The organism is Nocardia sp. NPDC058176, from assembly GCF_042883805.1.
Classification (GTDB): domain Bacteria; phylum Actinomycetota; class Actinomycetes; order Mycobacteriales; family Mycobacteriaceae; genus Nocardia.
Genome location: NZ_JBHVVA010000006.1, coordinates 342,262 through 356,113, shown reverse-complemented (window position 1 = coordinate 356,113; position 13,852 = coordinate 342,262). Strand labels below are relative to the sequence as shown.

The 13,852-nt window shown below is 69.8% G+C and carries 8 protein-coding genes; 4 read left to right on the top strand and 4 right to left on the bottom strand.

What is annotated here, in order from left to right; genetic code table 11:
- Positions 1-104 precede the first annotated feature (104 nt).
- Complete coding sequence (gene ilvA / locus ACFVVM_RS28150) at positions 105-1,448, top strand: threonine ammonia-lyase IlvA (RefSeq protein ID WP_387624365.1); 1,344 nt, start codon at positions 105-107, stop codon at positions 1,446-1,448.
- Positions 1,449-1,452: 4 nt separating this feature from the next.
- Here ilvA and ACFVVM_RS28145 read toward each other — a convergent pair whose 3' ends face one another.
- The 3 genes from ACFVVM_RS28145 to ACFVVM_RS28135 form a co-directional block, all read right to left on the bottom strand.
- Positions 1,453-2,706: a serine hydrolase domain-containing protein gene (locus tag ACFVVM_RS28145; protein WP_387624286.1), complete on the bottom strand. Its 1,254-nt coding sequence runs from the start codon at positions 2,704-2,706 to the stop codon at positions 1,453-1,455.
- Positions 2,707-2,782: 76 nt separating this feature from the next.
- Positions 2,783-4,534 (bottom strand): malto-oligosyltrehalose trehalohydrolase, encoded by a 1,752-nt coding sequence (gene treZ, locus ACFVVM_RS28140; protein ID WP_387624284.1) that lies wholly within the window; start codon positions 4,532-4,534, stop codon positions 2,783-2,785.
- A 162-nt stretch (positions 4,535-4,696) separates the two neighbouring features.
- On the bottom strand, positions 4,697-6,448 hold the full coding sequence (locus ACFVVM_RS28135) for a hypothetical protein (protein ID WP_387624281.1): 1,752 nt from the start codon (positions 6,446-6,448) through the stop codon (positions 4,697-4,699).
- 213 nt (positions 6,449-6,661) lie between these two features.
- Here ACFVVM_RS28135 and ACFVVM_RS28130 point away from each other — a divergent pair, with 213 nt between their 5' ends.
- Positions 6,662-7,234: a TetR/AcrR family transcriptional regulator gene (locus ACFVVM_RS28130; protein WP_387624278.1), complete on the top strand. Its 573-nt coding sequence runs from the start codon at positions 6,662-6,664 to the stop codon at positions 7,232-7,234.
- Positions 7,235-7,452: 218 nt separating this feature from the next.
- Positions 7,453-8,634 (top strand): Cmx/CmrA family chloramphenicol efflux MFS transporter, encoded by a 1,182-nt coding sequence (locus ACFVVM_RS28125; RefSeq protein ID WP_387624277.1) that lies wholly within the window; start codon positions 7,453-7,455, stop codon positions 8,632-8,634.
- Positions 8,635-8,689: 55 nt separating this feature from the next.
- On the opposite strand, the gene dnaE is transcribed toward ACFVVM_RS28125, so the two are convergent.
- Entirely contained in the window at positions 8,690-12,280 is a 3,591-nt protein-coding gene (gene dnaE / locus ACFVVM_RS28120) for a DNA polymerase III subunit alpha (RefSeq protein WP_387624275.1), read from the bottom strand.
- Positions 12,281-12,575: 295 nt separating this feature from the next.
- Here dnaE and ACFVVM_RS28115 point away from each other — a divergent pair, with 295 nt between their 5' ends.
- Complete coding sequence (locus ACFVVM_RS28115; RefSeq protein ID WP_387624272.1) at positions 12,576-13,757, top strand: sensor histidine kinase; 1,182 nt, start codon at positions 12,576-12,578, stop codon at positions 13,755-13,757.
- Positions 13,758-13,852: the final 95 nt, after the last annotated feature.

Below are 13,852 nucleotides of genomic sequence, written 5' to 3'. Positions count from 1 at the left end.
GCCCGTCGTGGCCGAGCGCCGCGGCGGGCACTCGGGGCGTGCGAACCAGCGGGAGCACCCGCCGGGCCGTTCGAACGCCTCGGTAGCATATTCGGGTGTCCCCCATCGCTGACGTCGCTGAAGTGTCCGTAACCCGTCCGCCGCTGACCGCGGACGAGATCGACGCCGCCGCCAAGCGAATTTCCGACATCATCGAGCCGACCCCGCTGCAGTACAGCCCGCGGTTGTCGGCGAGCACCGGCGCGCAGGTGTACCTCAAGCGCGAAGACCTCACCGCCGTGCGTTCCTACAAGCTGCGCGGCGCCTACAACCTGATGGTCCAGCTCACCCCCGCCGAGCGGGCGGCGGGCGTGGTGGCGGCCAGCGCGGGCAATCACGCCCAGGGCGTGGCCTTCGCCTGCCAGGCGATGGGCGTGCGCGGGCGCATCTACGTGCCGACCACCACCCCCAAGCAGAAGCGCGACCGCATCCGCGTGCACGGCGGCGAGTTCGTCGAGCTGATCGCCGTCGGCGAGACCTACGACGCGGCCGCCGCGGCCGCCGCCGACGATGTCGCCCGCACCGGCGCCACCATGGTGCCGCCGTTCGACGACCCGCGCACCGCCGCGGGCCAGGGCACCATCGCCGCGGAATTCCTCGAGCAGCTCGGCACCGCGCCCGATCTGGTCATCGTGCCGGTGGGCGGCGGTGGCTGCCTGGCCGGCATCGGCACCTACCTGCGCGAACGCGCGCCGAGGGCCGGACTGCTCGGCGTCGAGCCCGCGGGCGCGGGATCGATGACGGCCGCGCTGGTGGCCGGTGCGCCGGTGACGCTGCCCGAGATCGACCCGTTCGTCGACGGCGCCGCCGTGCGCCGCATCGGCGACCTGCCGTACCTGGCGGCGGCCTCCTTCGGCGGCCGGGTGGTCTCGCATGCCTCGCTGCCGCTGCTGATCGCCACCGAGATCCCCACCGGCACCGCGTCTTTCCGGATGATGCAGGTCGACGAGGGCGCCATCTGCACCGCGATGCTCGACCTGTATCAGAACGAGGGCATCATCGCCGAGCCCGCGGGTGCGCTGGCCACCGCGGCGCTGGCCGAGATCGAGATCGAGCCGGGCACGACAGTGGTGGTCCTGGTCTCCGGCGGCAACAACGATGTCTCGCGCTACGGCGAGATCATCGAGCGCTCGCTGGTGCATCGCGGGCTCAAGCACTACTTCCTGGTCGACTTCCCGCAGGAGCCCGGCGCGCTGCGCCGCTTCCTCGACGACGTCCTCGGTCCCGACGACGACATCACCATGTTCGAGTACGTCAAGCGCAACAACCGCGACACCGGGGCGGCGCTGGTCGGCATCGAACTCGGCGCCACCGACGACCTGGCCTCGCTGCTGCACCGCATCGAGGAGTCCCCGATCCAGGCCGAGCGCCTGGAACCGGGTTCCCCGGCCTACCGCTACCTGACCTGACCCGCTACGCGGCGGCCGCGCGGTCGATCTTGGCCCCGCGGCCGCGGCCCGCGCGCACGCCCGACAGCACCAGCGGCAGCAGCCAGGCCATGGCGACCTGGTCGTAGGCGAGCAGGCCCTGGTCGAGGCGGTTGTGTACGAAGGCCACCGACAGCCCCGACTGCGGGTCGACCCAGCCGAAGGAACCGCCGAGCCCGATGTGCCCGAACCCGTTGCGCGCGCCGACGGCGGGCATCGAGTGGTAGCCGAGGTGCCACATCATCGGCAGGTAGAACAGCGCGTGGTCGAGGCGGTAGGTCTGGACCCGGCGGATCGCGCGATGGGTACCCGACTGGAGGTACGGCTGCCCGTCGATGGTCACCCCGCCGGCCAGCGCGGCGTACATCCTGGCCAGTCCGGTGGCGGTGGCGACGCCGTTGCCCGCGGGCATCTGTGAGTTCAGGATCGGCGGGTCGTCACCGTCGAGGATGCTGTTGAGTCCGGGCAGGAACAGACATCGGGCGGCGGCGCCGAGCGGGCCGGGGATCCGGTAGCCGATCCGGTCCAGGAAACCGGCGGCGATCGGGTGCGCGACCACGCTGAGATGGGCGCCGGACAGCCGGGCGTACTCGGTCGAGGAGCCCGCGGCGGGCCTGCCGAGGTGGATGCCGTCGATGCCGAGCGGGTCGGTGACCTCGGCGCGGATCAGCTCGCCCATGTCGCGGCCGGTGACGGCCCTGGCCAGCCCGGCGAGCAGCCAGCCGTAGGTGAGGGCGTGATAGGTGGGCACGCCGAGCAGGCGGTCGGGGCGAGCCATGGCCAGCCGATCCTCCATCAGCTCGTGATCGAGGGATTCGGCGGCGGTGGTGGCGACCGCGGCCAGTCCGGACAGCCCGGATCGGTGGGTGAGCACGTCGGCGACGGTGATCGCGCCCTTGCCGTGCGCGGCGAAGCGTGGCCAGTACTCGGCCACGGGCGCGCGATAGTCGATCAGGCCGCGATCGGCGAGGCGGTGGATCACGGTGGCGGTGACGCCCTTGGTCGCCGAGAACACGATGGCGCCGGTCTCGGCGGTCCAGGGTTTCTCGCCCGCGCTGCCGGTCCACAGATGGGCCAGCGGTTCGCCGTGCCGATAGATCGCGATGGCGCCGCCCGCGTCGCGGCGATGGCCGACCAGGGCGGCGAAGGCGCGCGCCAAGGGGCCGAAGCCGGCCGGGGCGAATCCGCCGACACCGGCCGGCAGGGCAGCACTGTCCTGCCCATAAGCGTCGTTGCTCATCGCCTAACCGTACGGTCGTTCGGTCGCCTCGGCAACGATCTGTGCCCATCCGTGGCCGAGCCGTGCTGTGCCGTCATCACTCGGTGACCACGGTGCCCGCGCCGTCACCTTCCTCGAGTACGGCGAAACTGTGGCCCGAAACCAGGGTTCCCGCACCGGATTCGGTGGCGGGTGCCCAGGCCAGCAGGACGCGCCCGTGCACCGGGATCACCGCCTCGTCCTCGGACAGGTTGCACACCACCGAGATCCGGCCGCGACGCAGGACGAACCAGCGTCGCGCCTCGTCGTAATCGGCCCAGACCCGTTCCAGCCACGGGTCGGTGAACTCCGGGCGCGAGCGGCGCAGGGCGAGCAGGGCGCGGTAGCAGGCCAGCAGGCGGGCGTGCGGTTCGCGGCCGGGCTCGGTCCAGTCCAGCTTGGAGCGGGTGAAGGTGGCGGGGTCCTGCGGGTCGGGGACGTCGTCGGCGGCCCAGCCGTGCTCGGCGAACTCGGTCCGGCGACCGGTCGCGGTGGCGGCGGCGACCTCGGGGTCGGTGTGCGAGGTGAAGAACTGGAACGGTGTGCGGGCGCCCCACTCCTCCCCCATGAACAGCATCGGCGTGCTCGACGAGAGCAGCACCAGCGCGGCTTTCACCGCGAGCTGGCCGGGGGTCAGGTATTCGCCGGGCCGGTCACCGACGGCGCGATTGCCGATCTGATCGTGGTTGCAGGTGTAGCCGAGCAGGGCGCTGCCGGGAATCAGGTCACGCGGAATCGGCGTGCCGTGGGTGCGGCCGCGGAAGCTGGAGTAGGTGGCGGCGTGGAAGAACCCGTGGGTGAGGGTCTGTTCGAGGCAGGCCAGGGAGCCGAAATCGGCGTAGTAGCCCTGGCGTTCACCGGAGACCGCGGTGTGCACGGCGTGGTGCAGGTCGTCGTTCCACTGGCCGGTCAGGCCGTAGCCGCCCGCCGCGCGGGGCGTGATCAGGCGAGGGTCGTTGAGGTCGCTCTCGGCGATGAGAGTGAGTGGGCGGCCCAGATGCGCTGCCAGGGCGGTGGTTTCGATGGTGAGTTCTTCGAGCAGGTGGGTGGCGGTGCGGTCGACGAGGGCGTGCACGGCGTCGAGTCGCAGTGCGTCGATGTGGAATTCGCGCAGCCAGCGCAGGGCGTTGTCGATGATGTGGCGGCGTACCGCGTCCGAGCCGGGGCCGTCCAGGTTGAGGCTCTGGCCCCAGGTGTTGCGGCCGCTGGTGAGGTAGGGGCCGAAGCGTGGCAGGTAGTTGCCGGAGGGGCCGAGGTGGTTGTAGACGACATCGAGGCAGACCGCGAGGCCGCGGGCGTGGCAGGCGTCGACGAAGCGCTGCAGGCTGTCGGGGCCGCCGTAGGTCTGCTGCACCGCGTACCAGAGCACGCCGTCGTAGCCCCAGTTGTGGGTGCCGTCGAAGGCGTTCACCGGCATGAGCTCGACGGTGGTGACGCCGAGCGCGACGAGATGGTCGAGGCGTTCGATCGCGGCGTCGAAGGTGCCCTCGGGGGTGAAGGTGCCGATGTGCAGCTCGTAGAAGACCGAACCGGCCAGCTGTCTGCCGGTCCAGCCGTGGTCGGTCCAGGCGGCCGGATCGAGGTCGTGCACGGCGGAAGGCGCGTGCACGCCGTCGGGCTGACTGGCCGAGCGCGGATCGGGCAGGACCGTCGGATCGTCGTCGACGAGGAAGCCGTATCTGGCGCCCTGACCTGCGTCGGCCCGGACCGACCACCACCCGCCGCCATTGCGCCGCATCGGTCGCGCCACCCCGTCCAGTTGCAGCCGCACCGCCCCCGCCGTAGGCGCCCACACCCGAAACTGCCTCATCAGCTCAGCATCGCATGCGCCGCACCGCCCTGCTCGACAACGATCACCCGCTGGTCGCGGGGGTGGCTGTGTTCGCCCGTCGACCGCCGACCGGGCCCGCCCCGACGCACAGCGACTGCTGATGACGCCCACCGAGCACCGTGTGGCGATGTCGATCCGTCCCTACCGGTCGTACCCCACAACTCCGACCGGGCCCGCGCCGACGCACAGCGACTGCTGCGGATCGACGGTTCTGATCCGCAGGTTGGTGCCGCCGCCGAGCAGGCGTACGTAGACCGTGCCGAGCCCGGCGCGCACCTCGGCGACCGTCTCGGCGTCGCCTTCGAAGGACACCGCGATCCGGCCGTCGCGTTCGGCGAGGTAGTTGATCTGGGCGGTCCAGTCGCGGATCTGCATGGGACCGTCGAGCGGGAGCGTCGTGGGCTCGCGGACGCGGTGGCCGCACTCGGGTTCCGGTCCTTCGACGATCGCCCGGTTCCACCACACCTGCGCGTCGACGATCGCGCCTTCGTCGGTGATCATCCGCAGGCGCGGGGTCGACTGCGCGAAGGTGGTCGAGGTAGCGATCGGGGCGAGGACGTGATCGGTCATGTTCAGCGGGAAGGCCAAGGGGTTGAGCACATTCCAGGGCACCTCCTGGGGCAGCAGGGGTGCGTCGGCGGCTGCGGGCAGGGCGGCCTGGACGCCGGTGATGTAGGTGCGCGCGGGGCTGGGTTCCCACGATCGGGTGAAGGTGATCGTGGAGTACACGCTGCTGAGGAGGAACAGCACCGTCACCCCCAGCCCGGCGAACCGCCACGCGCTCGCGTCGGTGCGATCCGACCGGTCCACGGACTCTGCCGATCGCCGAGGCGTCAGCAGCAGTACTGCGAAGGCGATGGTGGCGATCACCGCGAAATCGGCGAAGTAGCGCAGGGATTGCAGGAGCAGGGCGGCGGTGCCGGGGCCGTCGCGCAGCATGACGATGGGGGCGATCGTCAGCACGGCGTGGCCGATGACGAACAACCATGCGCCGAGGGCGCGGGAGCGGGTGCGAATCGTCCACGCCGCCACCGCGATCAGCAGGACCCAGCACAGGATGACGGCCACAACGGGTGGGTCGGCCCACGGGGTGGCCGGTTGCCAGCGTTCCCAGCGCCACGGGCCGCCGAACAATCCGGGGACCAGTCCGTCCGACAGGGCTCCGCTCAGCAGCGCGCCGGGGTCCTCGGGTTTGGACAGGCCGCGGGGCCGTTGCACGACGAACAAGTAGAACGCGAACCAGGCCAGCAGGACCGCGCCGCACGCCGTCCACAGCGCGGCGCCGCGGCGGGCCACCTCGCGGGCCGACGAGCCGGTCACGCGCGCCACCAGCAGGGCGGTCACGAACGCGACGGGCAGCACCACCACCGATTTCTCGAAGCACAGCAAGGCCACCGCGAACACCGCCGCGCCCGAGACGGCGTACCGGCGCCGCCCGGTGCGGGCGAGCAGCACCGCATCGGCGCTCACCCAGGCGAGGGCGATCTGTAGCGGCAGCGCGTTCACCGCCGCCGCCCACCAGGCGAACGCGGGCACCGTCAGCGGGACGAACAGGTAGAAGGTCAACGGTCCGAGCAGCCGGGCGCGCAACCCGAGCAGCACGATGAGCAACCGCAGGACGGCGAGCGAGGCGAGCAGTTGCATCGCCACCAGCACGACGGCCGCCGCCGTCCAGTTCAGCGGCGCCACCGCGGTGACCAGCCAGGTCAGCACGAAGGCCAGCGGCATCACGTGTCCGTCGTGGCTGGTGAGCAGCAGGTCGGTCGACCACAGCGGATGGCTCTCGACCGCGCCGATCAGGATGAAATCGTCCCAGTAGAAGAATCCCGATCCGGCGACCCAGCCGCGCAGGACCAGCTGGGCGAGGATCACCGCGGCGGCGGCCAGGAGCACCGTTCGTCCCGAAACCGGCGGCCGTCTCGACGGCGACGGCGTCCGGGAGGTCGGTGGCGAGTCGAGCTGCGGCGCGGACATCACGTCTCTCGACGCTAGCCCGTCGTTCGCCGGGCGGCCATCACCACCGGCCACAGGGGTGTCGGCGCGGGTCTGTGGCCCGCCACATCTCATTTTGGACCGATATGTTCAAAACGTGCTACGGTCGACGCCATGGCCCGCCCCAAGGAATTCGACGAGCAGCGTGCGGTCGATGCCGCGATGCACGCGTTCTGGTCGGCCGGTTACGAGGCCACCTCCACCCAGGAGCTCTGCGCGGCAACCGGACTCGGCCGCAGCAGCATCTACAACACCTTCACCAGCAAGCACGATCTGTTCGACCGGGCGCTCGAGCGCTACATCACGGTCAAGAACGCGACCATCTTCGAGATCCTCGACAGTGAGGCGCCCGCGCGGGAGCGGATCGGCGCGGTCCTGCGCCAGATCGCCGACGCGCCCGAGTCCGAACCGGCGGGCTGCCTCGTCGTCAATTCGGTCGTCGAACTCGCCCCGCACGACGCCGCCGTGGCCGCGACGCTGCGTGCGGACCAGGAGCGTCGGCTCGCCGCACTCACCGCGACCATCGAATCCGGGCAGCGCGCAGGCGAATTCGCCGCCGGTGGCGATGCCCGCGCGCTCGCGGAGTTCCTGATCGCCACGATCAGCGGCATGCGTGTGGCCGCGCGCGGTGGTGCCGATCGCGACACGTTGGCGGCTATCGCCGATACCGCCATGCGCTGCCTCTAGATCCCTGCCCGCTCGCTCGACCACCCACACCGTCGGCCACCCCACCCGGCAACTCCCGTCCGCCAGGTCACCCAGTCACCCGGCAGCTCGGTCAACCACCCCGCCGCCCCGCCAACCTCCACCCTGGTCGACCTCGACCACCTTCCGTTCGGTCCTACCGTTGCCGCACCTTCATTTTGGACTGATCAATCCAGAATATTCGAATCGAGAGAGGCCCCATGCCCACCGCCATCTATGTCCTCGGGTTGTCGATCTTCGCCCAGGGCACCTCCGAGCTGATGCTGGCCGGACTCCTGCCCGAACTCGCCGCCGACCTCGGCGTATCCATTCCCCGTGCGGGCCTGCTGATCTCGGGCTTCGCCCTCGGCATGCTGGTCGGCGCACCGCTGCTCGCGGTGCTCACCCTGCGGTGGCCGCGCCGCGACACGATGCTGGCCTTCCTCGCGATCTTCGTCGCCGCGCACGTGGTCGGCGCGCTGACCAGTGACTACTGGGTGCTGTTCGCCACGCGCGTGGTGAGCGCCTTCGTCTATGCCGGATTCTGGGCGCTGGCGGCGACCACCGCGCTGAGCCTGGTGGCCCCGGAGCTGCGCGGCCGTGCGATGAGCATCGTGGCGGGCGGGCTCACCGTCGCGACCATCGTCGGGCTGCCCGCGGGCACCGTGATCGGTCAGCATCTGGGTTGGCGGGCGGCGTTCTGGGCTGTCGCCGGCCTGTCGGCGCTGACGATGATCGGGGTGTTCGCCAAGATCCCCGGCGGACGGCCCACCACGGCACCGGCACTGCGGCGCGAACTCCGCGTGATGGCCAATCCCCGGCTGTGGCTGTCCTACACCGCGACCGCGCTGTCCACCGGATCGGTCTTCGTCACCTTCGCCTACCTGGGCGCGATGCTGATCGACACCACCGGCGTCCCCGCCGCCACGGTTCCCGCGATCCTCGCGCTCTACGGCGTCGGCGGCCTGATCGGCATCGCCCTCGGCGGCCGCCACGCCGACGCCCACCCCTTCCGCACCCTCTACATCGGCGCCACCGGCATGACGATCGTCGCCGCCGCCATCGCCCTCACCGCCGACTCCCCCGCCCCCGTGATCGTCCTGGTCGCCCTCCTCGGCGCCTTCGGCTTCGCCACCAACCCCGCCCTCAACACCCGCGTCTTCACCCTCGCGGGCACCGCCCCCACCCTCGCCACCGCCACCAACTTCTCCGCCTTCAACGTCGGCATCACCATCGGCCCCTGGCTCGGCGGCCTCGCCATCAGCGCGGGCCTCGGCTACGCCTCCATCGGCTGGATCGGCGCCACCCTGGGCCTGGCCATGCTCGCCACACTCGGCTTCGCCCAGTATCTGGAAACCCGACCTGCCACGCCCACAAGGGAATTGGTCGAAGCCGTCCACTGACGACATGCGCGAGGACCGACCCCGGGTGTTCCGGGATCGGTCCTCGCGGTGTCGGTCAGCCCAGGCAGCCGGGGCCGAGGAGGGCTTTCAGGTCGCCCATGAGGGCTGAGGAGGGGGAGACTCGCCAGGCGTCGTCGAGTTTGAGCATGGTGGTCTTCTCGCGGGCGCCGACGTGGCGGACGTGCACGTCGGAGGTGCCGGGGTGGCGGGAGAGGACCTTCTTGAACTCGCCGATCTTGTCGGGGGTGCACATGCGGGTGGTCATGATGACCGAGAGCGGCTTGGCGACGCCGATGGCCGAGAGGTCCGGCACCACCAGGTCGTTGGCGATCAGCGAGACGCGGTCGTCGCGGACGGAGACGCGGGCCTTGACCAGCACCACGGCGTCCTCGACGACGTCCATGCCGTACACCTGGTAGGACTGCGGGAAGAACAGCACCTCCACGCCACCGGTGAGGTCTTCGAGCTGGGCCGAGGCCCAGGCCAGGCCGTTCTTGTTGATCCGGCGGTTGACCGAGGCCAGGATGCCGCCGATGGTGACCTGCGCGCCGTCCTTGACATCGCCTTCGAGAATGGCCGGGATCGGGGTGTCGACCTGGGCGGCCAGCACGTGTTCCACGCCGTTGAGCGGATGCCCGGACACGTACAGGCCCAGCATCTCTCGTTCGAGCGCGAGCTTGTGCTTGGTCTCCCACTCGTCGTCGGGCACCTTGACATTGAAGACCGAGGCCATCGACTCGTCGCCGTCGTCGAGCCCGCCGAACAGGTCGAACTGGCCGATCGCCTCGGCCTTCTTGGTCGACATCACCGCGTCGATGGCGTCGGAGTGGATCAGCAGCAGGCCCTTGCGCGGATGCCCGAGCGAATCGAATCCGCCTGCCTTGATGAGCGATTCGGTGACCTTCTTGGTGCAGGCGACCGCGTCGATCTTGTTCAGATAGTCGGAGAAGTCGGTGAACTTCGACTTCTCCCGGCGCGCGGCGATGATCGAGGACACCACATTGGTGCCGACATTGCGCACCGCGCCGAGTCCGAAGCGGATGTCGGTGCCGACCGAGGCGAAGTTCAGCTCGGACTCGTTGACGTCCGGGGGCAGCACGGTGATGCCCATCTTGCGGCAGTCCGACAGGTAGACCGCGGCCTTGTCCTTGTCGTCACCGACGGAGGTGAGCAGACCGGCCATGTACTCGGCCGGATAGTTGGCCTTGAGGTAGGCGGTCCAGAACGAGACGAGACCGTAGCCCGCGGCGTGCGACTTGTTGAACGCGTAACCGGCGAAGGGAAGGATGGTGTCCCACAGCGCCTTGATGGCCGGTTCGGAGAAGTCGTTGGCGAGCATGCCGTCGCGGAAGCCGGCATAGGCCTCTTCCAGCACCGACAGCTTCTTCTTACCCATGGCGCGGCGCAGGATGTCGGCCTGACCGAGCGAGTAGCCGGCCACCTTCTGCGCGATCTGCATGATCTGCTCCTGATAGACGATCAGGCCGAAGGTGTCGGCCAGGATCTCCTTCAGGGGCTCTTCGAGCTCGGGGTGGATCGGTTTGACTTCTTGGCGGCCGTTCTTGCGATCGGCGTAGTCGTTGTGGGCGTTCATGCCCATCGGGCCGGGGCGATACAGCGCCAGGACCGCGACGATGTCGCCGAAGCCGGTGGGCTGCATGCGGCGCAGCAGATCGCGCATGGCGCCACCGTCGAGCTGGAACACGCCGAGGGTGTCGCCGCGGGCGAGCAGTTCGTAGGTGGCCGGGTCGTCGAGCGGCAGGTGATCCATGTCCAGGTCGATGCCGCGGTTGGCCTTGATGTTCTCCAAGGCGTCACCGATGACGGTGAGGTTGCGCAGGCCGAGGAAGTCCATCTTCAGCAGGCCGATGGCCTCGCACGACGGGTAGTCCCAGCCGGTGATGATGGCGCCGTCCTGGGCGCGCTTCCACACCGGGATGGCGTCGGTGAGCGGCTCCGAGGACATGATGACCGCGCAGGCGTGCACGCCCGCGTTGCGGATCAGGCCCTCCAGGCCCTTCGCGGTCTCGTAGATCTTGGCGATGTCGGGGTTGGAGCCGATGAGCTCGCGGACCTCGGCGGCTTCCTTGTACCGCTCGTGGTCGGGATCGGTGATGCCGGAGACCGAGATGTCCTTGGCCATGATCGGCGGCGGCAGCGCCTTGGAGATCTGGTCGGCGATGGCGAAACCGGGCTGGCCGAACAGGACTCGCGCGGAGTCCTTGATCGCGGCCTTGGTCTTGATGGTGCCGAAGGTGATCACCTGGGCGACGCGGTCGCTGCCCCACTTCTCGGTGGCGTAGCGGACCATCTCACCACGGCGGCGATCGTCGAAGTCGATATCGATGTCGGGCATCGACACGCGCTCGGGGTTGAGGAATCGCTCGAAGAGCAGACCGTGCGGGATGGGGTCGATATTGGTGATGCCCATCGCGTAGGCGACCAGCGAACCGGCGGCCGAACCACGGCCGGGGCCGACGCGGATGCCGACCTCGAGCGCGTGCTTGATCAGGTCACCGACGACGAGGAAGTAGGCGGGGAAACCCATCTCGCAGATGACTTTGAGTTCGAAGTCGGCGCGGTCGAGGTATTCGCGCGAGGGACCGTCCGGGAAGCGGCGATCGAGACCGTCGAGGACTTCCTTGCGCAGCCAGCTGGCCTGGTCGTGGCCTTCGGGGACCGGGAAGATCGGCATCCGGTCGCGGTGGGCCCAGACGTCGTCGTAGGACTGCACGCGCTCACCGATGAGCTCGGTGTTGTCGCAGGCGCCGGGGACCTCGGCGTCCCAGATGGCGCGCATCTCGGCGGCGGACTTCAGGTAGTAACCGTCACCGTCGAACTTGAACCGGGTGGGGTCGGACAGCGTCTTGCCGGTCTGGATGCACAGCAGCGCTTCGTGATTGGTCGACTGGTCCTTGGTGACGTAGTGGCAGTCGTTGGTGGCGATCGGCGGGATGCCGAGTTGCTTGCTGATGTCGATCAGGCCCTCGCGGACCCGGCGCTCGATGGACAGACCGTGGTCCATCACCTCGAGGAAGAAGTTGTCGGCGCCGAAGATCTCCTGCCACTTCGCGGCGGCTTCGAGCGCTTCGCGGTCGTGGCCCAGGCGCAGGCGGGTCTGCACCTCACCCGACGGGCAGCCCGTGGTGGCGATGATGCCCTCGGCGTGCTGGGCGATGATCTCCTCGTCCATGCGCGCCCACTTGCCCAGCTGGCCCTCGATCGAGGCGAGGCTCGACAGTTTGAAGAGGTTGCGCAGGCCGGTCGCGTTCTCGGCGACCATGGTCATGTGGGTGTAGGCACCCGAACCCGAGACGTCGTCGCCCTTCTGACCCGGATCGCCCCACTTCACGCGCTTGGTGTCGAAGCGCGAGCCCGGCGCGATGTAGGCCTCGATGCCGATGATCGGCTTGATGCCCGCCTTCTTGGCCGAGTTGTAGAACTCCGAGGCGCCGTACATGTTGCCGTGATCGGTCATGCCGACGGCGGTCATGCCGAGCCGCTCGGCCTCCGCGAACAGTGGCGAGATCTTGGCCGCACCGTCGAGCATGGAGTACTCGGTGTGGTTGTGCAGGTGAACGAACGATCCGGACGGTGCCAAGACGGTCCTTCCTCCCAGGGTGTCGACGGGGGTTGGCTTCCGCATTCTAGGCATGTGGGTCCGACAAGTTTTCGCGTGCCACACGGGCATCCCGACGCCGCCTCGGCATCGTTCGGCGTGTCGTGGTGAAGGTCACCGGCGAGTCCTCGGCGACGGCCGATTTCCGCTGATTTCGGCGCGGGAGACCCGTCGTCCGCGATCTTCGGCGCCCGGAATCGGCGGGCGGTGATAATCGGCGGATGTCCGCACTGCGTGACCGACTCGTCGGCCGACTCGATGATCGGACCCGGTGGTACCCGGGTCGTGGCCGGGCCATGGCGCGAACCGACCGGAGGTCGCGATGACGACGGCGGTGGTGGCGCTGGCGAGCGTGGTGATCGTCGTGGTCACCGCGTGGCTGGTGTGGCGGCGTACCCAGCGGGTGGTGACCACGCCGGCGCAGCGGGCCGTGCATCAGGCACTGCACACCGCGTCGCTGGCGGCGGTGCCGTTGCGGCGGGGGTTGACCGAGGAGTCGGCGCGGGAGGCGGCGCCGCACCTGCGGGCGTTGGCGGGGGCCGAGGCGCTCGGGGTGGTCAATGCCGAGGCGACGTTGCTGGCATGGGATGGACCGCACACGGGGATGATCGGATCGTTCGCCGAGGCGGCTCGGCGGGCGATCGCCGACGAGCGTGCGGTGCTGGTGACCGCCGACGAGCACACGCTGATCGCCCAGCCGCTGATGATCGACACCGGAGCCGCGGTGGGCGCGCTGGGGATGGTGACCACCGGGAAGCCGGGCCCCGGCATGCTCGGAGCGGCCGGGGAGGTGGCGCGCTATGCCTGCGGGCAGTTGGAGCTGGCCGAGCTGGATGCCTCGCGAGCTCGGGTCGACCGGGCGGAGTTGCGGGCGTTGCGGGCGCAGATCAGCCCGCATTTCATCTACAACGCGCTCAATACGATCGCCTCGTTCGTGCGCACCGATCCCGACCGGGCGCGCGAGCTGATTCTCGAGTTCGCCGACTTCACCCGGTACTCCTTCCGCGCGGCGGGCGAATTCACCGTGCTCGCCGACGAACTGCGCAACATCGAACGGTATCTGGCGCTCGAGCAGGCCCGCTTCGGTGACGCGCTGGACGTGCGCTTGCGCATCGCACCGGAGGTCCTCGGCGTGGTTCTGCCGTTCCTCGCGCTACAGCCGCTGGTCGAGAACGCGGTGCGGCACGGTCTGGCCGGTGGTGGTCGCGGTGGGCAGCTGAGCATCGTCGCCAGCGACGCGGGGACCGACTGCCTGATCAGCGTCGAGGACGACGGCATCGGCATGGACCCCGAACTCCTGCGCTCGGGCGCGCTCGACGCCGTCGACACCGACTCCGGTCCCGCCCGCACCGGCGAGGCGGCGCACGTCGGCCTCGCCAATGTCGACGACCGCCTCCGCGCCGCCTTCGGCAACGACTACGGGCTGGTCGTGGAGACCGCACCGGGCGCGGGCACCAAGGTCAGCATGCGGGTCCCGAAGTTCCGCGCCGGAATTCGCGCCTGATCACCCAGCCGCACCACACTGGCCCCGCACATCACGCCCACCCTCAGCTGCGCCTGCGCCCACCGCGTCCGATGCGAACCGGCGTTCGGGGCCGA